The organism is Streptomyces sp. a15 (assembly GCF_059026085.1).
The window spans coordinates 16269-38230 of record NZ_JBWLKM010000053.1 but is presented as its reverse complement, the minus strand read 5'-3'; the positions used below and the strand labels follow the sequence as shown (position 1 = coordinate 38230).

The 21962-nt window shown below is 69.0% G+C and carries 21 protein-coding genes and 4 pseudogenes; 9 read left to right on the top strand and 16 right to left on the bottom strand.

Features of this window, described 5'->3' with window-relative positions; translation table 11 throughout:
- Positions 1 to 32: 32 nt before the first annotated feature.
- Positions 33 to 110: pseudogene (locus AC5P09_RS35915) on the top strand (phosphotransferase-like protein); the annotation flags it as partial.
- Here the strand turns inward: AC5P09_RS35915 and AC5P09_RS35910 are convergent.
- Positions 100 to 624 (bottom strand): annotated as a pseudogene (locus tag AC5P09_RS35910) (alpha/beta hydrolase); the annotation flags it as partial. The pseudogenes AC5P09_RS35915 and AC5P09_RS35910 overlap by 11 nt on opposite strands.
- 106 nt (positions 625 to 730) lie before the next feature.
- Positions 731 to 913, bottom strand: a pseudogene (locus AC5P09_RS35905) (putative quinol monooxygenase); the annotation flags it as partial.
- Positions 914 to 1187: 274 nt separating this feature from the next.
- Between AC5P09_RS35905 and AC5P09_RS35900 the strand changes: the two are divergent.
- The gene (locus AC5P09_RS35900; RefSeq protein WP_493877899.1) at positions 1188 to 1388 is read left to right on the top strand and encodes a VOC family protein; all 201 of its coding nucleotides are present in this window, start codon (positions 1188 to 1190) and stop codon (positions 1386 to 1388) included.
- 9 nt (positions 1389 to 1397) lie between these two features.
- Here the strand turns inward: AC5P09_RS35900 and AC5P09_RS35895 are convergent, their stop codons facing one another.
- The 7 genes from AC5P09_RS35895 to AC5P09_RS35865 all read right to left on the bottom strand — a co-directional run bounded on the left by AC5P09_RS35895 (position 1398) and on the right by AC5P09_RS35865 (position 9212).
- Positions 1398 to 2432 carry a 2-hydroxyacid dehydrogenase gene (locus tag AC5P09_RS35895; protein ID WP_493877898.1) on the bottom strand — a complete coding sequence of 345 codons (1035 nt, stop codon included), beginning with the start codon at positions 2430 to 2432 and terminating at the stop codon, positions 1398 to 1400.
- Positions 2429 to 3052 carry a histidine phosphatase family protein gene (locus AC5P09_RS35890; RefSeq protein WP_493877897.1) on the bottom strand — a complete coding sequence of 208 codons (624 nt, stop codon included), beginning with the start codon at positions 3050 to 3052 and terminating at the stop codon, positions 2429 to 2431. Before AC5P09_RS35890 ends, AC5P09_RS35895 begins: the two co-directional genes overlap by 4 nt.
- On the bottom strand, positions 3049 to 4536 hold the full coding sequence (locus AC5P09_RS35885) for an FGGY-family carbohydrate kinase (RefSeq protein ID WP_493877896.1): 1488 nt from the start codon (positions 4534 to 4536) through the stop codon (positions 3049 to 3051). Before AC5P09_RS35885 ends, AC5P09_RS35890 begins: the two co-directional genes overlap by 4 nt.
- Positions 4533 to 6041, bottom strand: coding sequence for an FGGY family carbohydrate kinase (locus tag AC5P09_RS35880; protein WP_493877895.1), 1509 nt, complete (start codon positions 6039 to 6041; stop codon positions 4533 to 4535). Before AC5P09_RS35880 ends, AC5P09_RS35885 begins: the two co-directional genes overlap by 4 nt.
- A gap of 5 nt (positions 6042 to 6046) precedes the next feature.
- Positions 6047 to 7171: a sugar ABC transporter permease gene (locus AC5P09_RS35875; protein WP_493877921.1), complete on the bottom strand. Its 1125-nt coding sequence runs from the start codon at positions 7169 to 7171 to the stop codon at positions 6047 to 6049.
- A 122-nt stretch (positions 7172 to 7293) separates the two neighbouring features.
- Positions 7294 to 8112: an ATP-binding cassette domain-containing protein gene (locus AC5P09_RS35870; protein WP_493877894.1), complete on the bottom strand. Its 819-nt coding sequence runs from the start codon at positions 8110 to 8112 to the stop codon at positions 7294 to 7296.
- Positions 8113 to 8144: 32 nt separating this feature from the next.
- On the bottom strand, positions 8145 to 9212 hold the full coding sequence (locus AC5P09_RS35865) for an ABC transporter substrate-binding protein (RefSeq protein WP_493877893.1): 1068 nt from the start codon (positions 9210 to 9212) through the stop codon (positions 8145 to 8147).
- A gap of 308 nt (positions 9213 to 9520) precedes the next feature.
- Between AC5P09_RS35865 and AC5P09_RS35860 the strand changes: the two genes are divergently transcribed.
- Positions 9521 to 10327, top strand: coding sequence for a DeoR/GlpR family DNA-binding transcription regulator (locus AC5P09_RS35860; RefSeq protein ID WP_493877892.1), 807 nt, complete (start codon positions 9521 to 9523; stop codon positions 10325 to 10327).
- A gap of 267 nt (positions 10328 to 10594) precedes the next feature.
- A complete protein-coding gene (locus AC5P09_RS35855; protein ID WP_493877891.1) occupies positions 10595 to 12343 on the top strand; it encodes a VanW family protein in 1749 nt (582 codons plus the stop codon).
- Positions 12344 to 12510: 167 nt separating this feature from the next.
- Here the strand turns inward: AC5P09_RS35855 and AC5P09_RS35850 are convergent, their stop codons facing one another.
- On the bottom strand, positions 12511 to 13146 hold the full coding sequence (locus AC5P09_RS35850; RefSeq protein WP_493877890.1) for a YitT family protein: 636 nt from the start codon (positions 13144 to 13146) through the stop codon (positions 12511 to 12513).
- Positions 13143 to 14249 (bottom strand): histidinol-phosphate transaminase, encoded by a 1107-nt coding sequence (locus tag AC5P09_RS35845; protein WP_493877889.1) that lies wholly within the window; start codon positions 14247 to 14249, stop codon positions 13143 to 13145. Before AC5P09_RS35845 ends, AC5P09_RS35850 begins: the two co-directional genes overlap by 4 nt.
- Positions 14250 to 14347: 98 nt before the next feature.
- Between AC5P09_RS35845 and AC5P09_RS35840 the strand changes: the two genes are divergently transcribed.
- Positions 14348 to 14809 (top strand): Lrp/AsnC family transcriptional regulator, encoded by a 462-nt coding sequence (locus AC5P09_RS35840; RefSeq protein WP_493877888.1) that lies wholly within the window; start codon positions 14348 to 14350, stop codon positions 14807 to 14809.
- Between the two features lie 20 nt (positions 14810 to 14829).
- On the opposite strand, the gene AC5P09_RS35835 is transcribed toward AC5P09_RS35840, so the two are convergent.
- The gene (locus AC5P09_RS35835; RefSeq protein ID WP_493877887.1) at positions 14830 to 15228 is read right to left on the bottom strand and encodes a DUF302 domain-containing protein; all 399 of its coding nucleotides are present in this window, start codon (positions 15226 to 15228) and stop codon (positions 14830 to 14832) included.
- Positions 15229 to 15332: 104 nt separating this feature from the next.
- On the opposite strand from AC5P09_RS35835, the gene AC5P09_RS35830 reads away from it, so the two are divergent.
- Positions 15333 to 17498: an MMPL family transporter gene (locus AC5P09_RS35830; protein ID WP_493877886.1), complete on the top strand. Its 2166-nt coding sequence runs from the start codon at positions 15333 to 15335 to the stop codon at positions 17496 to 17498.
- A 62-nt stretch (positions 17499 to 17560) separates the two neighbouring features.
- On the opposite strand, the gene AC5P09_RS35825 is transcribed toward AC5P09_RS35830, so the two are convergent.
- Together AC5P09_RS35825 and AC5P09_RS35820 are read right to left on the bottom strand one after the other, a co-directional pair.
- Positions 17561 to 17848 (bottom strand): metal-sensitive transcriptional regulator, encoded by a 288-nt coding sequence (locus AC5P09_RS35825; protein ID WP_493877920.1) that lies wholly within the window; start codon positions 17846 to 17848, stop codon positions 17561 to 17563.
- A gap of 81 nt (positions 17849 to 17929) precedes the next feature.
- Positions 17930 to 19291: a hypothetical protein gene (locus AC5P09_RS35820; RefSeq protein ID WP_493877885.1), complete on the bottom strand. Its 1362-nt coding sequence runs from the start codon at positions 19289 to 19291 to the stop codon at positions 17930 to 17932.
- A gap of 120 nt (positions 19292 to 19411) precedes the next feature.
- Between AC5P09_RS35820 and AC5P09_RS35815 the strand changes: the two genes are divergently transcribed.
- From AC5P09_RS35815 to AC5P09_RS35805, 3 genes are read left to right on the top strand one after another with little or no spacing between them, the layout of a single operon-like run.
- A complete protein-coding gene (locus tag AC5P09_RS35815) occupies positions 19412 to 19840 on the top strand; it encodes a hypothetical protein (RefSeq protein ID WP_493877884.1) in 429 nt (142 codons plus the stop codon).
- Positions 19834 to 20085, top strand: coding sequence for a helix-turn-helix transcriptional regulator (locus AC5P09_RS35810; protein WP_493877883.1), 252 nt, complete (start codon positions 19834 to 19836; stop codon positions 20083 to 20085). Before AC5P09_RS35815 ends, AC5P09_RS35810 begins: the two co-directional genes overlap by 7 nt.
- Entirely contained in the window at positions 20082 to 21053 is a 972-nt protein-coding gene (locus AC5P09_RS35805; RefSeq protein ID WP_493877882.1) for an NAD(P)-dependent alcohol dehydrogenase, read from the top strand. The genes AC5P09_RS35810 and AC5P09_RS35805 overlap by 4 nt, the downstream gene beginning before the upstream one ends.
- 59 nt (positions 21054 to 21112) lie before the next feature.
- Here the strand turns inward: AC5P09_RS35805 and AC5P09_RS35800 are convergent.
- Positions 21113 to 21282: pseudogene (locus AC5P09_RS35800) on the bottom strand (thioredoxin-disulfide reductase); the annotation flags it as partial.
- 5 nt (positions 21283 to 21287) lie between these two features.
- Positions 21288 to 21710 (bottom strand): arsenate reductase ArsC, encoded by a 423-nt coding sequence (locus tag AC5P09_RS35795; protein ID WP_493877881.1) that lies wholly within the window; start codon positions 21708 to 21710, stop codon positions 21288 to 21290.
- Positions 21711 to 21962 lie beyond the last annotated feature (252 nt).

The window sequence follows — 21962 nt, the reverse complement described above, 5'->3', positions numbered from 1 at the left end:
GTGTCCTGGGGAGGCGCCCCTACTGTGGCGCGGTGACGACTCAGATGATCATCCTCAACGGTGGTTCCAGCTCGGGGAAGTCCGGGATCGTGCGGTGCCTGCCAGCAGTGTGACGCCGGCGGCGAGGCCGCCGCCCGCGCTGGCGCCCGCGACGACGATCCGGGCGGGATCGATGCCCAGCTCGGCGGCGTGTTCGGCGACCCAGAGCAGCCCCCGGTAGCAGTCGTCGACCAGGGTGGTGCCGGTGGCCTCCGGTGCGAGCCGGTAGTCCACCGAGACCACGACCGCGCCGAACCGGTCGAGCCACTCCAGCGGGATGTCGATCTGCGAGAAGCAGTCGCCCATGACCATGCCGCCGCCGTGCATCCAGTACACGCAGGGTGCGGCGGTGGTGCGATGGGCGTTCGCGGGACTGAAGACCGACAGGGGGATCGGGGCACCGTCCGTGGCGGGCACGGTGACCTCGCGCCGGTCGACCTGACGGTGGGCGAGGAGGGACTCGACGGGCGTCGACGGGAGCCGGCGCAGGTGCGCGAGCACCTCCGGGCCGAGCCGGGTCATCAGGGGCATGCCGGCCAGCAGCTCACGCAGTTCGGGGTCCAGATCAGGGCGTGCCGTGGTCATGGTCGCTGCTTTTCGCGGGGGTGGTGCCGGACGGTCCGGCGAGGAGAGGGCCGCTCGGCAGGCACCGGGGCGGCAGGAGGGAAGTACCGGGGGACCGATCGGCGGATCAGAAGGCGGCCTTGCCGCACACCGGCACATAGTCGGTGTACTCGGACTCCCCGGCCGGCAGTCCGCCGATCTGCGCCACGATGGCCTGGGCCGCCTCACCGGCGAAGATCCGGTGGTGGTCCTCCTCGCTGGTCCAGCCCTCGGTGACGTGGACGACGTCGGGGTCGGACGCGGAACGGGAGCCAGTTCGGCGCGCCCCCCAGCCAGGACGCGGCCCGTCTGCGTCACAGCGTGCGCACCCTGGCGGGTGTCCTGACCTGAGCAGGCTGGACGGCGGTGGAGCGTGATCCCGGTTTCGGCCCGCCTGGTCGAGCGGCTCACCCCGCCCCGGGTGCCGGATCCGGGCAAGGGCTTGTGGGCGACCGGGAGGCGGGGACCTGGGATCAGGTCATGCCGTTCCTGTGCTCGTCGCGAGCGACACGGAGGCCGTATGGGAACTCGCGGAACATCGGTCGGTGGCCATCGAACAGCGACCGGAGCACGCCGGCCACGCCCTGCACACCATCTTCGTCGACGACCTCGACACCCTCGTCGCCGGGATCACCGATCGGGGACTGGAGCCCACGAAGCGGGAGACCTACGCGAATGGTGTGCGCAAGGTGACGTACCACGATCCGGAGGGGAACGAGATCGGGTTCGGCGGCGCTCCACTCTGAACCCAGATCTCAGTGAAGCCGGGCAAGAACCTCTGGGTTCGCACAGTGCGCGAGTGGCCGGCCTTGCAGGAATCTTGCTACTTCCGAGGCCACGATGGTGGCGGCGTTGAAGGCAGTCTGTTTGCTGGCGCCGGCCAGATGGGGGGTCATGACGATGTTGGGGGTCGTCAGCAGGCGTGAGTCGGCGGGGATCGGCTCGCGGGGGAAGACGTCGAAGGCCGCACCGAAGAGCTTCCCGGCATCCAGGGCATCGCACACGGCGTCGTAGTCGACGAGGGACCCGCGGGCACAGTTGACCAGCACGCCGCCCTCGGGCATCAGATCGATCATCTGCCTGGAGATCAAGCGCTCGGTTTCCGGTGTCGCGCGGGCATGGACGGTGACGAACGTGGAGCGCCGCATGAGGTCCGCCAGGTCGGTCACCTCGGCCGGTGACACGTCGTCCGCACGGACATAGGGGTCGGCGACGAGGACGTGGGCTCCGAATCCGCGCAGGATCCGGGCGACGCGGGAGCCGATGGCGCCGTATCCGACGATCCCGACGGTGCTGCCCTCGAGTTCCGGCCCGACCTTGTCGAACATGTAGTAGTCACCTCGCCAGGTGCCTGTGGCGAGGTCCGCGTGGGTGGCGGGGACGCGTCGGGCCGCGGCCATCATGAGGGCGACCGTGTGCTCGGCGGTGGCGGTGGCGTTGCGCCCGGGGGCGAAGGAGACCGCGACGCCGTGCCGGGTGGCTGCTTCGAGGTTGGCGTTGACGGGGCCGCCGCGGCTGACGCAGAACAGGCGCAGATCGGGGCTGGCCTTCAGGATCCGTTCGGTGAGCGGGGCCATCTGGGTGACGCAGATGTCCACTCCGCTGAGGGCCTCGATGAGCTGCTCCTCGGTGCCGGACGCCTCCTGTACCTCGGCCACGTCCCCGAAGGGCTCGACCGGCCAGGGCAGGGTGAGTTCGCGGAAGGTCGCGGTGGGTGCGGCGGGCCGGAGCCTGTCGATGAGCAGGGAGTTGAGGACGAAGTGGTCACCGGCGGCGAGGATGGTGGTCACGTGAGTGCTCCTGGGGTCACGGGGCGGTTCAGACTCAGCAGCGACGGCACGCCGTCGTTGAACACGACTTCGTTGAGTGCGCAGTTGGCCAGGAACGGGAAGGTCCGGCGGTACGCGCGCAGCGGCAGGCCGAGCAGGCGGCACAGCGCGAGCCGGATCGCGGTGGAGTGGCCCACGACCAGGACGCGGCCGTCGCGGTGATCGGCCTGGAGGTCGGTGAGGAACGCCAGATAGCGGTCGGCGGCGTCGACGGGGTTCTCGCCCTTGGGGAAGTGGTTCGTCACCGGGTCGGTCGTGAAGGCCGCGAGATGGTCGGGAAACCGTTGTTGCATCTCGGCGCGCGTGAGGCCCTCGGCGATGCCGAAGTCGAGCTCGCGCAGCCGTTCGTCCACGCTCACCGGCAGCCCGGTGCGCAACGAGCTCTCGTGCGCGGTCTCTTGGGAGCGCGTCAGCGTGGAGGCCCAGATGGCGGTGAGGTCCGCCTGCGCGGCCCAGTCCGCGAGCGCGCGTGACTGTGCGTGGCCGCGCTCGGTGAGTGCGATGTCGGTGCTGCCGGCATACCGGTTCTCGGCGTGCCACACGGTCTCCCCGTGCCGGACGAAGATGACATGGAGGCTCAAAGCGCCGTCCTCTCTCGTGCGTGGGTCGCGACGACGCCGGGGAGCCAGCCGCGTTGGACAAGCAGGTCGAGCAGCCGGAGGTAGCCCGCTTCGTGACGGTGTTTCTCCGAACGGCGCGGTTCGAGGGTCCGGTCGAGTCGCACCATCGCGGCGGCGACGCTGTCCAGCGGGGCACGGCTCGAGGCTGCCAGCACCGCCATGCCGAGCGCCGGTTGCGCGTTGCGCGGAAGGCTCACCGGGCGTCGCAGCACATCGGCGCGCAACTGGTTCCACAGGGGGTTGCGGGTGGCCCCGCCGGTGAGGACGATCGTTCCGTCGGTGGGGGCGCCGAGCAGGTCCACGTAGTCGAAGCAGAGCCGTTCGATGTACGCGGCGCCCTGCAGCAGTGCGGCGAAGGACTCGGCGCGGGTGGCCGGTTCGCGGCTGCCGAACGCGCGGGCGGCCGGGGCGACGAAGGGGAACCGTTCGCCCGGGGAGACCAGCGGATAGCGCAACAGGTCGGTGGGCAGCAGTGCCGCGGCCTCGCGGGTGAGCCGGTCCAGGTCGGCGTCCGCGAATTCTCGTGCGACCAGGCCGGCCCCGACACTGGAGGCTCCGCCGGGCAGCCAGTGGCCGGAGGGTGAGCGGTGGGAGTAGACGACCCCGTGCGGATCATGGACGAGGTCTTTGGTGACGCCTTTGAGTACGAGGGTGGTGCCCATGACCGAGTTCCAGCTTCCTACGGCGGTCGCGCCGGAGCCCAGTTGTGCCGCGCAGCCGTCGGTCATCCCGGCGACGACGGCGGTGCCTTCGGTGAGCCCGGTCTCGGCGGCGGCCGCGGCGCAGACCTGACCGATGACCGTGCCGGGCAGCACCAGGTCGGGCAGCATCGTGCGGGGAATCTCCAACGCGGCGAGCACGGGCTCGGGCCAGGTCACCTGTGCGGCGTCGGCACCGGTCTTGAGCGCGTTGCTGGTGTCCGTGGGCACCTCGTGCCCGACGAGCCTGCGGTTGATGACGTCGTTCTGGTGCGCCAGTCGCCAGCCGTTCTCAGCGGCCTGGGGATAGTGGCCGAGCAGCCATCGGAGCTTGGGCAGAGCCCAGGATCGCTGCATCCGCTGGTAGCCGGCCTTGGCCCACTGCTGCTCCCCGGCGGCGTTGACCTGTTCCGTCTCCGCCGCGGCGCGCCCGTCGTCGTACATCAACGCCGGTGTCACACACAGGCCGCGGCGGTCGAGCATGGTGATGGTGCCGGAGGTCGCGTCCACGGCCACCCCCTGGACCCGGCGCAGGTCGGCGCCCGCGGCGCGGGCCCGGTCGATCGCCGTGAGGACCGCGCGCCACCACTGCTCAGGGTGCTGCTCATGGCGATCGCCCTCCCGGCGGCTGGTCAGCGGGCACGAGCCCTCACCCAGCACAGTGCCGTCGGACGCGGCGACGACCACGCGTACGCCCTGGGTGCCCAGGTCGATGCCCAGCCAGGCATCGCTTCCGGTGGCGGTCATACGCTGTCTCCACCGGTCGGCGTCGGAGGTGTCTGTCCGCGGTCGTGTGTCCACAGCGGCCGGTTCAGCTCCCGCAGCCGCAAGAAGCCGGCGTACCGGTCGCTGAAGTCGTCGAACGCCTGCGGATCGGGCTGGTAGGTGGCGGCAACCTGCACGTGCCGGGCGGCGGCGGTCGGGAAGTCCGGCTCGCGGCCGGTGGCGACCAGGCCGGTCAGCCAGGCGCCGCGGGCCCCGACCTCCGCGGCGGCGGGAATGGTCACAGGAAGGCCGGTCACATCGGCGATCAGCCGCATCCAGAAGTCGCTTCTGGTGCCGCCGCCGCAGAGCGCCAGCCTGTCCGGGGAGCCCGGGGCCGCGGCCAGACAGTCGCGGATGGTCATGGTGACCCCCTCCACCAGCGCACGGGCCACGTCCTCGCGGCCGGCTTCCAGGGAGAGGCCGGACAGGGAACCGCGTGCGGTGGTGTCGAAGAACGGGGCCCGTTCCCCGGCAGGCGAGAGGTAGGGGATGAACCGCACCCCGGCTGTATGGCGTCGGCCCCGCGCCGCCAGGTCCATCAGGTCGGTGACCGAGGTCAGTCCGAGCAGCCCCGCCCCCCAGTCCAGGACGTCGCCGCCGCTCATGGTGGGGAAGGCACGGAGGTAGCGACCTGGGACTCCGAGCGTCACGGTGATGCCCACCGGCTCGTCGGTGACCACCGTGTCCGTGATGACCTCGGTGGCCAGGGTGGTGCCGAGGATGCAGCACGCCTGGCCGGCGGTCACCGCGCCGGCGCCGATGGCGGTGGCGCAGATGTCGTACGGCGCCATCACCACCGGGATGCCTGCGGACAGTCCGGTCTCTTCGGCCGCGGAGGTGCTGATCGTGGTGACGCGGTGGTCGTCGTCGCGAAGCTCGGGCAGGAGTCGCCGTGCCCACTGAAGGCCGTAGAGCTCGAACAGCCGGTCGGACCAGTCGCGCCGCCTGATGTCCATGAACGGCGCCGAGGCGTCCGACTCGTCGACGGCGGGCTCCCCCGTCAGCTTCAGGTGAAGCCAGCCGCCGCAGGTCAGCAGGTGGCTCGATCGGGCCACCCGGTCGGGGTCGTTCTCGTGCAGCCAGGCCAGCACGGCGTTGGGCATCCCGGTGGACACCCGCGATCCGCAGATCCGGAACGCCTCCCGCGCCACCCCGTCACGCTCCCACGCAGTGATCTGCTCCGTGGCTCGCCCGTCGTTCCACAGTACGGCGGGTCCGGTGGGGTGCCCTTGGCCGTCGACCAGCCAGGCTCCGTCGCCCTGTGCGGTGACGGCGACCAGGTCGGGTGCGTCGGGGAGCGCGGCGACGACTTCCCGGACGGCGGCGGCGACCGCGGCCCAGACTTCGGACATGTCCTGCTCGGCCCACCCGGGACGGGGCCGTTTCACCTGGGTGGGCCGACGGCTCACTGCCAGCTCTTTCCCGTCGTCGGCGTATCCGACCACCTTGATGGTGGTGGTGCCCGCGTCGATGGCGATCGCAGTCACCTGCGTCACCCCCGACCGTGTGCCTGGCGCGAGCGCCGGGCGACGGAGTCCAGGCCGACAGCGATGAGCAGAACCGCGCCGGTGATGATGAACCGGTAGGAGGAGTCGAGGTTCAGCAGAGTGAGACCGCTGGAGATCGACTGGATGACCAGGACTCCCAGCAGGGCGGCGATGGCCGAGCCGCGGCCGCCGAACAGGCTGGTCCCGCCGATCACCGCCGCGGCGATGGCGTTGAGGTTGACGTCTCCGCTACCGCTGCTCTGGTTCGCCGCGGCCAGTCGCGAGGCGGCCAGGATGCCGCCGACCGCGGCCAGGGCGGAACACATGACGAACGCCGAGGTGTATACGCGCCGCACGTTGATGCCGGCCCTGCGGGACGCCTCGGCATTGCCGCCGACCGCGTAGAGCGACCGTCCGAACTTGGTGCGGGTCAGGACGTAGTTCATCACCAGCACCAGCGCGACGAAGAAGACGAACATCCAGGCGACACCGCGCGTGCGGTTCAGGTAGAAGACCGCGAGCAGCAGCCCGGCCAGCAGCAGAAGGGACTGCATGACAAGCCACTGCGGCGACGAGGACGACAGCCCGGCGTGGCGGCGGGTGCGGGCGCGCACCCACCCGGTGGCCAGGAACCCGCCGGCGGCCGCCACCGCCAGCGCGTAGGCCACCCAGGCGGGGACGAACCAGAGCTGGGCGAACTTCACCAGGGTGGAGTCGTAGGGCAGGTTGATCGCGTTCTGGCCTCGCAGGAGCCACAGCTGGACGCCGAGGAAAGCCAGCAGCCCTCCCAGGGTGACCACGAAGCTGGGCACGCCCACGCGGTTGAGTACCTGGCCGTAGAGCCATCCGATCAGGCAGCCGCCGGCCACGGCCGCGAGGACCGCCAGCCACATCGGCTGCTCGTTCTTCACCATGACGACGGCCGTGATCGCGGCCGACACGCCGCTCACCGATCCCACGGAGAGGTCGATCTGGCCGACCAGCAGGACGCATACGATCCCCAGCGCGAGGACGCCCACCGGGACCATGTCGAAGGACAGGTTCACGAGGTTGGTGCTGGACAGGAAGGTCGGATTGAGCAGCTGGAAGATCGTCCAGATCACCACGATGCCGCCGACGACGGGCAGCATGCCCAGGTCTCCGCCCCGAACGCGGCGGATCGTGGCCCTGATGCTGTCGGCGATGCCTTGCGGCGTCACGAGACGCTCGTCCTGCCGGTCGGTGGCCGTTGCCACCGAGGTGTCGATGATGGTCACAGCTCTTCCTTCTCTTCCTTCGGGGAAGTCGCCCGGCCCGCGGCCCGCCGCGAGACCACGTTGTCGCTCGCGCCGGTGATCGCGGCGACGATCTCTTCGGAGGAGACGTCCTTGGCGTCGTACACGCCGTTGTTGCGGCCCAGCCTCAGCACCGCGACGCGGTCGGCGACCGCCCGGACGTCCTCCATGTTGTGGCTGATCATCACGACGCCGAGTCCGTTGTGCCTGAGCCGCTCGACCAGGTTGAGGACCTCGGCTGTCTGCGCGACGCCCAGGGCGGCCGTCGGCTCGTCGAGCAGGACGATCTTCGGGTCGCTCAGCAGGGATCGTGCGATCGCGACCGTCTGCCGCTGGCCGCCCGAGAGGGCGGCCACCGGGACGCTGAGCGTGGGGATCTTCGCCGACAGCTGTCGCAGCAACTCCCAGGAGCGCTTTTCCATCGCGACGTCGTCCAGCATCCAGGGCCGGAGTTCCTGGCCGAGGAACAGGTTCGCCTTGACGTCGAGGTTCTCGCACAGGGCGAGGTCCTGGAAAACGGTGGCTATGCCCATCGAGTGGGCAAGGGCCGGTGAGCCGAGAGACACCTTCTTGCCGTGTACGAAGATCTCTCCCGCGTCGGGGGTGTACACCCCCGACAGGATCTTCACCAGGGTGGACTTGCCGGCGCCGTTGTCCCCGACGATGGCGACCACCTCACCGGCCGCGACGTCGAGCTCTATGTCGGTCAGCGCGGCGACCGCGCCGAAGTTCTTGGAGATTCCCCTCAGCGACAACACGGTGTCCGTGCCCGCACCGGTACCCGCGGTGCCTGTCATCGTGACCCTCTTTCCTCGGAGACTTCGGACGGCTACTGGATGCCCAGGCGCCGGCAGTCGGCGGCGTACTGCGCGGTGCACACGTCCTTGGCCTTGAGCACTCCTTCGGGACCGAAGGTGACCTCCTTGAGGTTCTTCTGGGTCACGACGGTCGGCTTGAACAGCTGCGACGGGGTGTTGAACAGCTTGGTGGCCGCCTTGGGCTCCTCGCCCTGCAGCAGCTGGTGGGCAACGTCTGCGGCCGCCTCGGCGACGATCTTGATCGGCTTGGAGATGGTGTTGTACTGATCGCCCGCGATGATCCGCTGGATCGCTGCCAGCTCCGCGTCGTTGCCGGTCACCGGCGGGACCTGCACATCCGCGGCCTTGAATGCCGCGATCGCTCCGCCGCCGGTGCCGTCGTTGGCCGCCACCACACCGGCGATCCTGCCGCGGTACTGGGAGATCTGCCCGCTCGCCCACTGCTGGGCCTTCTCCGGTGCCCAGCCCGGCGTGTCGTACTCGGCGAGCAGCTGGAACCCGCTGTCGTCGACGGCGTTGTGGATGCCCTTCTTGATCAGCCCGGCGGCGGCGTCGGTGGGAGACCCGTTGATCTGGAGCACACCGCCCGTGGCCTTGGTCTCCTTCAGGTGGTCGACCAGCGACTGGGCGATGGCCTCACCGATCGCCTCGTTGTCGAACGACACGTAGAAGTCCGCGGGCTTGTCGGGGATGGGTCGGTCGTAGGCGACCACCTTGACGCCCTGGGACTGCGCCGTCTGCACGATCGTGGCCGCCGCGGCCGAGTCCACCGGATCGAGCACGATCACCTTGGCACCCTGGGTCATCGCGGAATTCGCCTGCTGCTGCTGAAGCGAGGCGTCGGCGTTGGCGTTCTGGTAGAGCACCTCGCAGTCCGGGCAGAGCTCGGCCATACGCTCCTTGAACAGCGGAGCGTCGTACTGCTCGTAGCGGGTGGAGGCCAGGTCCGGCATGAGGAACGCGACCTTGCCCGACCCTCCGTCCGCCTTGGAGGAACCAGCACTCGGTTCCTGAGCGCAGGCGGTGAGAGCGCCCAGGGCGAGGATGCCGGTGAGAGCACCACTGGCCAGTTTCCTCATGTTCGACTCCTTGATCCGGACCGTGTAGCCGCCGGTCGGCCGCTATGACGTAACGCACAAGAAACTCGCGGCCCTTGGGGGTGTCAACAGATCCCGAGAACTGAACACCGGAGTCTGATCGTTTGATCATTGAGGCTGTTCGTTCTGCTGGCATGGGTGAACATCGGTGTGCCATGCTCCTTCGGCGGGCGCGCCACAAACCGAGCTGTAACGCCCTCGTTGCAGGGGAAGGGCGTGGCAATGGGCGCGATGAAATCCCGATACGGCCCGTATGTGTTCTGTTAACAGAAAGGGAACAGGGGGACTCCATGGGGGAAGGCAGAGATCCGGCCACCGATGAGGGTGGGCGAGGGCCGCGCGAGAGGCGGGAGCGGATCAAGAGCCGCGTCGTCGACGAAGGTTTCGTCCGTATCGAGCGGCTCGCCGACGAGCTGGGCGTGACACCGATGACCATCCGTCGCGATCTCGACTACCTGCAGGGCAAGGGGTGGCTGAGAAAGGTCCGCGGCGGCGCGACCGCACAACCGTCGACGGCATTCCACGGCGACATCCGGCACCGCAACCAGGCCATGGCGGCGGAGAAGAGCGCACTCGCCCGTGCCGCACTTCCCCTCGTCAAGCCCGGGCAGTCCCTCATCGTCGACGACAGCACCACCGCCCTCGCGCTCGCCGGACTGCTCTCGCAGCGCGCACCGCTCACGGTCATCACCAACTTCGTACCCGTGATCCAGGTTCTGGCCGGCAGTCCGGGGATCGACCTCATCTCGCTTGGCGGCGCCTACTACCCGGCCTACGACGCGTTCCTCGGCATCCGGACCATCGACGCGGTCAACAGCCTGCGTGCCGACACGCTGTTCGCCTCGACGACGGCCATCACCCGTGGCCACTGCTACCACCAGTCCCAGGAGACCGTGGGAGTGAAACGAGCGCTGATGGAGGCCTGCGACCGCAAGATCCTTCTGGTCGACCACACCAAGTTCCAGCGCCGCGGCCTCTACCAGCTCGCATCCGTCACCGCATTCGACCTCGTCATCGTCGACGCCGGCATCTCGGCGCCAGAGCTCGACGCGCTGCAGGCCAGCGGCGTGGAAGTGCTCGTTGCCGACCCGGAGTGAAGCCGGTTCGCATTCCTCTGATCCACATCGAGGCCGGAGCGGCCGACGGTGGGACTGTGGGAAGCGCCACAACAGACAAGTGCGGTCGATGCTGCTGGTACAACTAAGAGGCTTAGTTAACTGGGGGATACGTGCCGAGGGGCCGAGTAGCACTGGTCCGGCGGGGAGTGCGTGTGCCGTGTCCGCGCCCGGCAGATCTGGTGATCGAGCCGGTGGAGTCACCACGAACATCCCGATAGCACCACCGGTTACAGACGAGGAGAACCAGTGCTCCGCTCATCCCTTCTCGGCCCACCCGCCGACACCGCCGACGCCACGCCGGCCGGCCGTCGCCGAATAGGCCGCGTCGCTCTGGTGGCGGCCGGCGCGGCGGGTCTCGCCTTCGGCGGGCTGTACGTGGTGGGCCTGCTGGCCTCCAGCGGCGAGGTTCCCGGGGGCACCCGGGTGAGCGGTGTGGACATCGGAGGGATGAGCCGCTCGCAGGCGCGGGAGAAGCTGCAGAGCGCCCTCGGTGGAGCCTGGTCGGAGCCGGTGAAGGTGCGCATGGGCGACCGCACCGCCGCCATCGAAGTGGCGGGCTTCTCTCTGGACGGCGAAGAGACCGTCGCCCGCGCCGCGCGCGCGGGGAGCGACCCGTTCACCGTGATCGGCCGCCTGTTCACCAGCGATGATCGTGAAGTGGAGCCGGTCGTCCGCGTGGACGAGGCGAAGGCCCGTGCCGCGCTGGCGAAGACCGCGAAGGGACACGACCGGAAGGTCCGCGATGGCGGCGTCACGTTCCACGCGGGCGAGCCGGTGTCCGCGAAGCCGGTGTCCGGGCAGTCCCTGGACGTGGACGGCGCGCTCAAGGCTCTGGCGGCCTCCTCTGTCCCCGGCCAGGGGACGGCTGCGGTCCGTCTGCCGATCCGTACCACCGAGCCACGGGTCGGCGAGGCGGAGGTTAACCGGGCGATCAAGGAGTTCGCCGGGCCCGCGATGTCGGCCCCGGTCACCCTCACCGCGGGTGGGCGGAAGATCGAGATCAGTCCGGCGACGCTCGGCGAGCACCTGGCGATGAAACCGGACAAGGCGAACCGGCTCACACCGGCACTGGACGGCAAGGGCCTCCTGGCAGATCCGGCCCTGACCGGTCCGCTCGCGCAGGCCACCGACGAGGCGGTCAACGCCAAGCTGCGCCTGGACGGCGGGCGCGTGGTGGTGGCCTCGAACGGCAAGGCCGGGCAGGAGATCACGGCCAAGGCGGTCGAAACGGCCGTACTGCCACTCCTGACACGGACCGGGGCGGCCCGCACCGGGGCGGTGGCCACCGAGAAGCTGGAGCCGAAGCTGACCGGCGACAACGTCGGCCGGCTGGGCATCAAGGAGAAGCTGTCCACCTTCACGGTCAATTTCGAGCCCGAGCCGTACCGCGTCACCAACATCGGCCGTGCCGCGGAGCTGATCGACGGGTCGGTCGTGCTCCCCGGCGCGGACTGGAGCCTGAACCGCACCGTGGGCGAGCGGACCAAGGCCAACGGGTTCGTCGAGGGCATCATCATCAACAACGACCAGTTCGAGAAGGCAGCCGGTGGGGGCGTGTCCACGGTCGCCACCACGGTCTTCAACGCCATGTTCTTCGCCGGGGTGAAACCGCTGGAGTACCGGGCGCACTCGTTCTACATCGAGCGCTACCCGGAGGGCCGAGAGGCGACGGTGGCCTGGGGCAGCATCGACCTGAGGTTCAGGAACGACTCGGGCAACGCCCTGTACATCCAGGCGAGCGCCACCGACACCTCCGTCACGGTCACCTTCCTCGGCACCAAGAAGTACGACGCGGTGGAGGCCGTCAAGGGCCCGCGCACCAACGTGGAGCAGCCGGGAACCCGCGAGGGTGCCGAGGAGAAGTGCGTGCCGCAGACCCCGCTCGAAGGCTTCGACGTGGCGGTCGACCGGGTCTTCAAGGACGCTGGCGAGGAAGTCAGGCGCGAGACCTTCAAGACCCGGTACGTGCCGCGAGACAGCGTCACCTGCGACTGAGTGCCGGTCGGTCCGCGAGCAGCAGAGGCACAGGGGACCTCGGCGCTCGGCGCTCGGCGAGACCCCTCCGCGAGGGAGCGGACGGGACGGGTCCCCCGCCCGAGGCCCTGTCCCGCAACGCCGGTGAACGTCGGCGCAGCCGACCGGTCCGCGAACCCGCCCGCCGCTCAGAGGGCCGCGGGATAGCGGCCGGGCCGATGGTTCACGACGAGGACCAGATTGAGGACAACGACGCCTGCCACGGACAGTACGACGGTGTGAAACGGTGCCGTCAGGGCTGACAGCGCGACGACCGTGGCGTCGAGCGCCAGGAGCACGTACCCGGCTCGCCACCTCAGACTGTCTTGGCACATGAGGGCGACGACGTTGAAACCACCGAGGCTGGAATGGTGGCGGAGCACGATGAGGAGGCCGATGCCCGCGGCGAGATTGCCCATGAGTACGGCGTACAGCGGATTGACCTGTGCCGCTTCGATGTACATGGGATGGAGCAGGGAGAACACCGAGAGCAACGACACCGCCAGCACCGAACTCGCGACGAAGCGCCATCCCCTTCGTGTCCAGGCCAGGACGGCGAAGGGCAGGTTCACGAGGGCGAAGACGGCGGCGAACGGCCAGTGCACGGTCTGTGCGAGCCACAGAACGAGGCCGGCGGTACCACCGGTGACCGCACCTGTGGTGTTGATCAGGAAGAGCCCGAACGAGGTGACCAGTGTGCCGACGGCGATGCCGAGGACGTCCTCGGCAGGGCTGTGCGGTATCACGCGGTCGGTGGACGGGGCTTCGGCTGTCTCGGTGTTCACAGTGCTGCTCCGCGACGCACGTCGGACAGGACCCGCAGGACGCGGTCGTTGGTGTCGCGGTCGGCGAGGGTGATGCGGATTCCTTCGTCGGCGAAGGGCCGTACCAGGATCTCTGCGTCGTCGAACGCGGTGAGCAGTCTGCTCAGCGGGCGGCCGTTCGCGCGCAGCCAGAAGAAGTTCGCCTGGCTGTCGGGCACGGACCATCCCTGGTCCCGAACCGCCTCGACGACTCGCCTCCGTTCCCGGACCAGGGCCGTGACGCGCGTGTGCAACTCCTCGGCTGCGGCCAGGGAGGCGATCGCGGCCTCCTGGGCCGGAGCGCTGACCCCGAAGGGAAGCGCTGCCCGCCGGAGGCCGTCCGCGACATGGGCGGGCCCCACGGCGTATCCGACGCGCAGACCGGCGAGTCCGTACGCCTTGGAAAAGGTGCGCAGGACACAGACGTTGGAACGTTCGTCGAGCAGGCTCAGGGCGGCGGCGTGCCCCGGCGAGTCGACGTACTCGGCGTATGCCTCGTCGACCACCACGAGCACGGTCGGCGGGACCCGGTCGAGGAATGCCACCAGGTCAGCCTGGGTCATGCCCACGCCGGTCGGGTTGTTGGGCACACACAGGAGCACCATCCGCGTTCGATCAGTGATCGCTGCCGCCATGGCGTCGAGGTCGTGCTCCTCGGCCGGAGTGAGGGAAACGGGGACAGGCCGGGCGCCGGCAAGCTGGACGAGGATCGGGTAGGCCTCGAACGAGCGCCAGGCGAAGACGACTTCGTCGCCCTCGTCGCAGAACGAGGTCATGAGCTGCTGCAGTGCTCCGACACTTCCCGGGCTGACGGCGATGTGGCTGGGATCCGTCTGAAGGAACGCGCCGATTTCCTCGCGCAGGCGGGTGCTCGTCATGTCCGGGTAGCGGTTGACCGTCCGAGCGGCGTTCTGTACGACCTGCTGCACGGACGGCAGGGGTGCGAAGTGGCTTTCGTTGGACGCGAGTGCCGCGGTGAGTGCGGATGACGCGCGACGGCCGGGGGCGTAGGGCGGTATGGCGGAGAGCGCGGTGCGCAGGGCGGGAGACCGCCGGACGGACCGCGTCGAACTGGACTCGGGCATGCGGTCAGCCTGCAAAGGAAGCGCCGAATGTGCAACACCTCTCTTTTCGGCTGAGCAGAATGGAACCTGAGTCATGGCATCAGTGACAGAATGTTCAGGTGGACAGCCTTGATGCAAAGATCCTCCTCGCCATCGACGACGAGCCGGACGCCACCGCCCTGGCGCTCGCGGCACGGCTGGGCATTGCGCGCAACACCCTCAGTTCCCGCTTGCAGCGCATGCAGCAAGTGGGAGCGCTCCGAGAGTTCACCCGTCGTGTCGACCCGGCGTTTCTCGGCCGTGGGCTGGTCGCCTTCGTGTCGATCGCGTTGAGTCAGACCAGCTCTCCGCACGCGATGGAGACCCTGCGCGGCATTCCGGAGGTGGTCGAGATGCACTCGACCACGGGAGAGGCGGACCTGCTGGTGAAGGTGGTCGCCCGGGACACCGCCGACCTGCATCGGATCACCGGACGGATTGTCGCCGCGCCGGGTGTGACACGGACCAGTACGGCCATCTCGCTGTGCGAGGAGATGCCGCTGCGGATCCGCGCGCTCATCGAAGAGGCCGCCCAGGGCTGAGGGGTGCGGGGGCCCGTGTCTCACGCAGGCTGCCGCGTAAGCGCGCTCAGGGCTTCGTCAAGTCGGCGTGTCGCCTCTTCGGCCACGGGACGCAGGGCTTCGAGTCCCGTGAAGGCGGTCATCGTGCCGGGATCGAGGGCCTGTACGACGGTGTGGTCCCCCTCGGCGCGTACGACGACGTTGCAGGGCAGAAGCAGCCCGATCGTGCGGTCGATCTCGAGGGCACGGTGGGCGAGGGGCGGGTTGCAGGCGCCCAGGATCAGGTAGTCCTCCATGTCGTGGCCGAGTTTGGCCTTGAGAGTGGCGGTGACGTCCATCTCGGTGAGGATGCCGAATCCCTGCTCGGCCAGGGCCTCGCGCACCGCCGTGACGGTGGTGGCGAAGTCGCTCTTTACGTGCACGGTGCGGTCGTAACGCATTGCGTGGATCCCTTCGAGTGGTGGCGTGAGCCGGCTCTATACCCCCTGGGGTATTGTCTGCCTCGCAGAATACCCCACGGGGTATTACGGCCCAAGGAGGAACCATGTCCACAACCACCACCGGTGCGCCCGGCAGGAATGCCGATGACCCTTCGCCGCCGGGTTCGGCCGGCCCGCTGGGGCGGCTCGGCGCCTGGACCGCCGGGCACTTCAAGCAGGTGCTCATCGGCTGGCTGGTCGTCGTCGCCGTGCTGGGGGCCTTCGCTCCGCAGGTGACCTCGGCGCTCTCCGGCGCGGGCTGGCAGAGCAACGGCTCGGAGTCGGTGAAGGTGCGAGAGCAGGCCGAGAAGCACTTCGGCGGCACCGGTTCCTCCGCGATACAGGTCGTCGTGTCCTCGAACAGTCACCAGGTCGGCGAGCCGGCGGTGCAGCGAGTCATCGCCGAGGTCACCAAGGAACTGACGGCCGACCACCGGATCAGCGAGGTCGTGGCGCCTCAGCCCGGTGCGAGCATCAGTCGCGACGGCAGGACGGCCGTCGTCCTGGGCGGTGCCGCGGCCGACCCCGACGACATGGTGCGCGCCGCGGAGGACCTCAAGGAGCCGCTGCGCGAGCTGTCCACCGACGACGTGACCGTGCGGGCCACCGGCTCCTCGGTGATGTGGAGCGACTTCAACACGGCCAACCTCGAGGCGATGATCCACGCCGAGATCCTGTCCTGGCCGGTGACCCTGGCGGTCCTCGTCGTGGCGTTCGGCTCGCTCGTCGCCGCGGGACTGCCGCTGTTGCTCACGATGGCGGGCCTGGCCGCCTCGGTCGGCTCCCTCGTCCTCATCAGCCACATCACGCCGATCTCCATCTGGGCCATGGACTTCGCCCTGATGTTCGCGCTCGCCCTGGGCATCGACTACGCGCTGTTCCTGGTGATCCGGTTCCGCGCCGCCCTGGCGCACAGCGGTGACCGGCGGCGTGCCGTGGAGGAGACCATGGACACCGCGGGAAAGGCGGTCCTGCTGTCGGGGCTGACCGTGCTCGTGAGTCTGTCCGCGGTGATGCTGGTGCCCGCGCCCGCCGTACGGACCATGGCGGTCGGCATCATGCTCTCCGTCGTCTTCGTCCTCGCCGCCACCCTGACGCTGCTGCCCGCGGTCCTCGTCAAGCTCGGTTCGAACGTCAACAAGTGGGCGCTGCCCCGTACGCGGACCGACCGGACCGAGTCACCGCGCTTCGGTGCCTGGGGCGAGCGCCTGTGGCGGCAGCCGCTGCGGTTCGGTGCCCTCGCACTGGCTGTTCTCATCGCCCTGGCCGTGCCGGTGTTCGGGCTGAAGACGGCGATGCCGTCCATCAAGGTCCTGCCCGAGGACGACAGTTCGCGCCAGGGGTACGCCCTCGTCCAGGAGAGTTTCGGAAAGGGTGCGCCGGGCATGCTGCAGATCGTCGTACCGAACGCCCGGTCCGCCGCCACGGTCGAGGCGCTCACATCGACGGACGGCATCGCAGCTGTGCTGCCGGCCCAGCAGGCGGCCGACGGATCGGGCTGGAGCCTCATCCAGGCCATGCCGTCCGTCGACCAGTCCGATCCCTCGCTGACGAAGACCGTGCACACGCTGCGCGCAGAGCTCCCCGACGACGCGCTGGTCGGCGGCGCGGCCGTGGAGAACCTCGACCTCAAGCAGGCCCTGGACGACAAGGCACCGCTCGTCATCGGGGTCATCCTGGTCCTCGGCTTCCTCCTCCTGCTGGTCGCCCTGCAGGCCCCGCTGGTCGCCGCCATCGGCGTGCTGACGAACCTCCTCGCCACCGCTGCCGCCTTCGGCGTCGCCAGGCTGATCTTCCAGGACGGGCACCTCTCGGACCTGCTCGGTTTCGAACCGCAGGGCTTCCTCGACGGATGGGGGCCGGTCTTCTTCTTCGCGATGATCTTCGCCATCGCCATGGATTACACCGTCTTCCTGCTCTCCTCCGCCAAGGAGAACTACGAGCGGACGGGCGACCCCAGGCAGGCGGTCGTCGGCGCCCTCGCGCAGTCCGGCCGGGTCGTCTTCGCAGCGGCCGCGGTCATGGTCGCCGTGTTCTTCACCTTCGCGCTGGCCGACCCGCTGCCGCCCAAGGAAATGGGCATCGTCCTCGGCGTCGCCGTCCTGCTCGACGCCTTCCTCATCCGGCTCGTACTGCTCCCGGTCCTGCTCCGCCTGACCGGCCGGGCCGCCTGGTGGTCACCGGCCTGGCTGCGCCGGGTGCTGCCGAAGATCCGCTTCTCGCACGGCTGAGGAGCAGCTCGCGTCATCGAGACCGGGGGCTCGGTCACCGCAGCTGATGCGCGCCGTACGCCTCAGGCCAGCGAAAGGAACAGTTTCTCCAGGCGGGCGCGCATCTGCTCGCGGCTCTCATCGGTCCTGCCGTCGCCGTCGGTGTCCGTCAAGCACTGCTGCAGACCAGTGGCGATGATGGCGAACCCCGCCCGGTCGAGAGCACGGGAGGCCGCGGACAACTGCATCACCACCTCTTCACAGTCCCGGCCTTCCTCGATCATCCGGATCACTCCGGCGATCTGCCCCTGCGCCCTGCGCAGCCGATTCAGCACTGACTTCAGCTCCGCACCCGCGAGTTCCAGATCCACCATCACTCCTCACTCATACCCCTAGGGGTAATGTACTCCCGCGGTCGGGGGAACGAGGAGCAGGTCCAATGATGTGGGGCCTCACAAACCGGCATCGGTGAGGATTCGATACATCCGGGCGGGCCGCAGCGCCGGGTTGGCACCGGCATCGTCGGCGACCTCGGGGGTCGGATCCGCCAGTAGTTGCCCCAGCAGCGCATCCGTGATGTTGGGGTGACGGGCGACCCCGCGGCGCAGGAAGGGCTCCACATCGGCGGCAAGTTGCTGAAGGGCTGTCACGGGTAGCTCCGGGTCCTGCAGGGCGACGTAGCGCACGTTCGGGCTCGGTTCGTCGACGAACGTGCGCAGCGTGTGACGGGGAAAGTTGGGGTGCTCGACGAGCAGCGGTCGGATGTGGAAGACGTCGCCGTGGGCGCGTACCAGCCGTTCCAGGACGTCCGGCGGTGCGTCCGGCCGGCGGGCGGCGGCGCGGCGGACCATGAGGTCCGGGTCGTTGTCCAGCCGACGCCAGGCCTCCTCGGGCAGGTCGCGGCAGGAGGCCAGTACACGCCGGAATATGGCCTGTTGGCAGTCCAGGTAGGTCATCCGCTCGTCGAGGGGCGCTTCGCGCAGCCAGTCCGGTTCGGTGAAGTTCCAGCTCAGCGCCACTCCAGCCTCGATGCTTCCGTCCGCGCGCGCGGCTTCTACGAGCGCATACAGCCGGTTCCGGGTTTCGGCGTCGACGTGGCGGCTCTGCGCCACCGCGACGCGCACCATCGGGTCGTCGATGTCCAGGAGCCGGGCAACCATGTCGGCGGTCAGGTGCGGGTTTGTGGCGACAGCCTCATAGACCTCTTCGTCCTCGGTTCGCATGAGCTGTGCGAACTGGTCCGACGTGAGCGGGACATAGCGCGCCACGTTGACGCGCACGGCCGGGTCGGCAAGACAACGGTCCCTCCATTCCGGCGGGACACCTGGTTCCTTGCGCACGGTGGCGGCCGCACGGACCAGTGGGTCCGGGTCGGCGAGCAGCGCCACTTGCACCGCTGCCGGCCGGTCGTACCAGTCTCGCGCTACCGCGGCGCGCAGCTTCGGACTCGGCGCGCCGACAAGTGCAGTCCGAGGCCGGCCGTGGGCCTCCTCAAGGGCGTCGATGCCGATCGTCACCTGGCGGTCCACGGTGTAGCGGACGAAATCCGCGTAGGCATCACGGATCGCCGGATCGGGATGCTCAGCGATTCTGCGGCGCATCGCTGGGGAGATCCGGTCCCCGTGAAGGCCCACCGCGGTGTGGCCGTCGCCGTGCGTCAACAGCGCCTCGACAACGGCGTCGGCGAGGCGTCCGCGGCGCAGCGCCATGCCGTGACGGCCGGCCGCGTGGGCGGCCAGGCGCACCAGGACCCCCACGGACGCTGCTGGGTTTCGCCCCAGCCCGGACAGTCGCGGGTGATCGAGGCTCGTCATACGGCCAACATAGTCGGCACCCGCGCGCCGGCCGTCCGCTGTGGTCCGGGGCGCCTCCTCGGTCACGTAGTCATGTAAAGAAACCTTGACGTCATGTCAAGCGTGCTTTACATTCACGGCATGCCATTCGAAGAGAAGAGCGCGTGGATCATGGGGGTCCTCGCGATCGGCACATATGCGGCCTACGGCGCCGTCATTCTTGGGCGGGCGGGCGATACTGCCGTCGCCGATGTGGCGTACGTGTCTGCGATGCTGTGGGCCGTCGGCGCCTCGATCGCCGCGTCGATCGTGTTGCACGTCCTCGTCGCGACTTTCTCGCCGAAGGACGCCCGCAAGAAGGACCAACGCGACAAGGAGATCATTCGGTTCGGCGAATACGTCGGCCAGTCGTTCCTCGTCGTGGGCGGAGTCTCGGCCCTCGGCATGTCGATGGCCGAGCTGGACCACTTCTGGATCTCCAACGCGATCTACCTGGCGTTCGTCCTGTCCGCGATCCTCGGGTCCGCCGCCAGGATCGTCGCGTACCGCCGAGGCTTCCAGCCGTGGTGAAGCCCAAGCCGAAACCCAAGCCCACCAGAGTCACGAATGCGATCCGGTCCCTCCGATTCACGCACGGAGAAATGACCCAGGCTCAACTGGCGGACCGGATCGGCGTATCCCGCCAGACCGTCATCGCCATCGAACAGGGCCGCTATTCGCCCTCCCTTGAGATGGCATTCCAGATCGCCAAGGTGTTCCAAGTCCCACTGGACGACGTGTTCCAGTACTCGGACCACGAAGAGGAGACACCGTGAAGGCAGTTGTTCAGGACATCTACGGCCCGGCGGAAGTCCTGGAACTCAGGGACATCGCCACACCGGAACCCGGGCCCGACGACGTGCTCGTGCAGGTGCGCGCGGCAGGGGTGAACCCGGCCGACTGGCACTGCATGACGGGCATGCCCTATCTGATGCGCTTGATGGGATACGGGCTTCGCGCCCCCGCATCCCGCATCCGTGGCCTGGATGTCGCGGGGCGGGTCGAGGCGGTCGGCACGAACGTGACGCGCTTTAGCCCGGGCGACGAGGTGTACGGCACCTGCGACGGCTCCTTCGCCGAGTACGCGCGTGGTCGGCAGGACAGGCTGGCACCGAAGCCGGCCAACCTCACCTTCGAGCAGGCGGCAGCCGTTCCCACCGCCGCCTTCGCCGCCCTCCAGGGCCTGCGCGACAGAGGGCAGGTGCAGGCAGGACACAAGGTCCTGGTCATCGGCGCGGCGGGAGGCATAGGAACGTACGCCGTACAGCTGGCCAAGGCCTTCGGGGCGGACGTCACGGGCCTGTGCAGCACGACGAAGACGGAACTGGTCCGGTCGATCGGTGCGGACCACGTCATCGACTACACACGCGAGAACTTCGCGGACGGGGCTCGCCGCTACGACCTCATCCTCGACACCGCGGGCAACCGCCCCTTGTCACTCCTGCGGCGCGCCCTCACCCCTGGCGGAACGCTCGTCCTGGTGGGCGGCGAAGGGGACGGACGGTGGCTGCAAGGCGTGGACCGCACGCTCCAGGCGATGGTCCTGTCCCCGTTCACCAAGCAGAAGCTGCGCGGCCTGATGTCCGCGGAACGCAACGCGGACCTCGAGCTCCTGACGCAACTCATGGAGGCCGGCACAGTCACGCCGGTCATCGAGAGGACGTACTCGCTGGGTGAGGTTCCGGAAGCCATCCGGCATCTGGAGCAGGGCCGTGCACGCGGCAAGATCGTCATCGCCATGTGAGGCGACACAATGTGAGGCGACGGTGGAGGTGGATTCCATCAGTAGTACGAGATGCCGCGGGGACCGTTCTCGACCTCGGTAGTTGTGGTCAAGCCCCGCCGACGAAGATCACGCCGCCGAAGACGAGCGGCCCGAGTTCGGCGTGGGCGGTGCACAGGGCGGCTGTGTATCCGGCGGGACCGGGACCGGGGCCGATGACGATGCCCTCGCGTATGCCGCAGTCGGCCACGCCGCTCAGGCCTCCTGCTTGGCGTCGATCTCGGCGATCAGGGCCTCGATGCGGGTCTTGATCTCGTCGCGGATGGGGCGGACGGACTCGACGCCCTTGCCGGCCGGGTCTTCGAGAGCCCAGTCGAGGTACTTCTTGCCGGGGAAAATGGGGCAGGCGTCGCCGCAGCCCATGGTGATGACGTAGTCGGACGCCTGGACGGCCTCGGTGGTGAGGATCTTCGGCTTGGCGTCGGCGATGTCGACACCGACCTCCTTCATGGCCTCGACCGCGGCCGGGTTGACCTGGTCGCCGGGAATGGATCCGGCGGAACGAACCTCGATCCGGTCGCCCGCGAGGTGGTTGAGGAATCCGGCGGCCATCTGCGAGCGCCCGGCATTGTGGACGCAGACGAACAGCACGGAGGCGAGCGGGCTGGCGGAGGACATGGGTTCTTCCTTCGTGAACGGATCAAGAGAGGTCTAAGGGGTACGGGAGGCTGAGGTGCTCGGCGGGGAGTCGAGCAGTCCGGTGATGTGGGCGTCGATCTCGGTGAGGGCCCCAGCGCGTCGGCCACCGTGCGAGTGTCTCGCCGAGCACGCCCGCGTGCGCGGGGACGTGGTCATGAGAACCCCCTTCGCCGGGTTCCAACGATTCATCCCGGGCTGGTATCAGCTTCGAGTGATGTGAGAGTATCAGCC